Raw genomic sequence first — 2,242 nt, 5'->3', positions numbered from 1 at the left:
CGGTGGGGGCGGGAGCGGCGGCGGGGCGATCGGGCTCAACCCCTTCACCTCGCTGCGCGGCCAGCTGACCCAGAACGATCCCGTCGAGCTGTTCCGCACGACGGGCCTCCCCCGGCCCACCTACCTGCGGGCGCTCACCCTCTCCGACTACGAGCCGAACACCGGCTGGGCCGCCGCGACGCCGCGCCCGGGGATCCCGCTGGCCGGGCCGCTGACCCCGGACGCCCCGGCCGGCGAGCCGCTGCAGGTGACGGTGGAGAACGTCGGGTTCCGCGACTACTGGCTGCCGCTGTACGGCCAGCCCGCCTCGGTCTCCGGCGTGGACGCCGACCGCTGGGCCTACGACCAGTCGAGCGGCGTCGCCTACAGCCAGCGGCCCCGCGAGGAGGAGACCTGGCAGCAGGCGGGCGTGCTGCCCGCGCCCTCGGCGGAGCAGCTGCGCGACGCCGCCGGGCCGAGCCGCGTCGACCCGTGGGTCCACGCCCGTCGTGTCGCGGACCTGGCCGCCGCCTCCCGGACCAGCTCCTCCCGGTCCGGCCGGGTCCCCGGCGCGAGTCCCGGGAACCCGCGGAAGGGGGCGAGACAGCCACAGTCGGCGGGACACGGCCCCGGCCACCACTCCTCCAGCACCGCAGACGGGTCCAGCGGCGGCACGACCGCGGGCACCCAGGCGTCGACCCGCTCCAGCGCCCCCGCGCTCAGCCACACCGGACACCGCAGGGTCCGCGGCGCGGCACGGAGCAGGCGTTCGTAGGCGAGCGGGGTCTCGGGATCGTGGAAGCGGAAGGTGGGCGGTGCGTAGGTGATCGTCATGCGGGGTTGGACGGCGGCCGGGCCCGGATGGTTCCGTCGCCGTCCCACTCGGCCACCGGGGACCGCCCGACAGGCCACGAGCGCGTGTGTCGCAGCGACCGATGACTTCTCGCGCTCCGCACGGTCCACCCCCTGTACCCACCCGAGGAGGAAGCATGACCGCGTCCGCACTGCCGACCGTCGTCGACGCCGCGACCTGGGAGTCCGAGCTCGCCGAGCTCCGAGCCCGGGAGAAGGCCGCCACCCGGGAGCTCGACGCGATCGCCGCCCAGCGACGGCGGCTGCCGATGGTCGAGATGCCGGACTACGTGCTCGAGGGCGCGGACGGGCCGGTCCGGTTGGTCGACGCCTTCGGCGACGCCCCGCAGCTCATCGTCTACAACCACATGTGGCACGACGGCGCCGAGTGGCAGTGTGGCGGGTGCACGGGCCTGACCTCGCAGTTCACCCGGCTCGAGGGCCTGGCGAGGTTCGACGCCCGGTTCGTCGTCGTCACCCAGGGCCCGATCGACGAGGCGTTGGCCTACCGCACGAAGGTCGGCAACACCATGACCTGGTACTCCACCGCGAACAGCACGTTCGGGTCGGACGTCGGCGCCCCGCCCGGCGGCGGCTTCGCCGTGAACGTCTTCCTGCGCGCGGGCGACACCGTCTACCGGACCTGGCACACGAACGGCCGGGGCACCGAGCAGATCAGCTACCTCTTCGGGCTGGTCGACCTGCTGCCCTACGGCCGCCAGGAGGAGTGGCAGGACGTCCCCGAGGGCTTCCCCCAGGGCCCCACGTACAGCCGCTGGCTGGGCTCGGACGAGATCGCCGCGGCCTACGGTCAGGGGTGACTCTTCACGCGGGCGGGATGATCCCCTCCGACACGATCCGGACGACCTCGCCGGGCAGGTCGGCGGCGCCCGGGCGGCCCGGGCGGTACCACTCGATGATCGAGTTGACGGTGCCGCTCAGCAGCCGCGCGGCCAGCGAGGGCTCGACGCCGGGGCGGACCTCGCCGTCCGCCACGGCGTCGGCGACGAGCGAGGCGAGGGTGGCGTCGAAGGCGCGGCGGCGGGCCAGCGCCCACCGCTCGGTCTCGGTGTTCCCCCGGACCCGCAGCAGCAGCGTGACGTAGGGCAGCTCGGACTGGAGCACCTCGACCTGCCGGAAGATGATGTGCCGCAGGCGGTCCAGAGCCGGGCCGTGCAGCGCGCCGGGTTCGGAGAGGATGCCGAACAGACCGTCGAGCGCGCGGTCGAGGGCGGCCCGCAGCAGCTCCTCCTTGCCGGACACGTGATGGTAGAAGCTGGACTTCGTGATCCCCGCGGCGCGCGAGAGGTCCTCCATGGAGGTCGCGTCGTAGCCGCGGGTGTTGAACTCCTCGACCGCCACGGCCAGCAGGGACGCCGCGTCGTAGACCGGCCGCCGCGCTCCCGCCCCG

3 protein-coding genes are annotated in these 2,242 nt (G+C 74.4%); 2 read left to right on the top strand and 1 reads right to left on the bottom strand.

Going from position 1 to position 2,242, the window contains the following annotated elements; genetic code table 11:
• A partial coding sequence (locus H5J29_RS29775; protein ID WP_220188098.1) for a TgpA N-terminal domain-containing protein occupies nt 1–754 on the top strand: 754 nt, incomplete at its 5' end.
• A gap of 214 nt (nt 755–968) precedes the next feature.
• Nucleotides 969–1,652 (top strand): DUF899 family protein, encoded by a 684-nt coding sequence (locus H5J29_RS29770; protein ID WP_181784290.1) that lies wholly within the window; start codon nt 969–971, stop codon nt 1,650–1,652.
• Nucleotides 1,653–1,656: 4 nt separating this feature from the next.
• Here the strand turns inward: H5J29_RS29770 and H5J29_RS29765 are convergent.
• A partial coding sequence (locus H5J29_RS29765; protein ID WP_181784289.1) for a TetR/AcrR family transcriptional regulator occupies nt 1,657–2,242 on the bottom strand: 586 nt, incomplete at its 5' end.

Source organism: Pseudonocardia pini (assembly GCF_013870575.1).
GTDB classification, from domain to species: Bacteria; Actinomycetota; Actinomycetes; order Mycobacteriales; family Pseudonocardiaceae; genus Pseudonocardia; species Pseudonocardia pini.
This window is presented reverse-complemented; position numbering and strand designations above follow the sequence as displayed.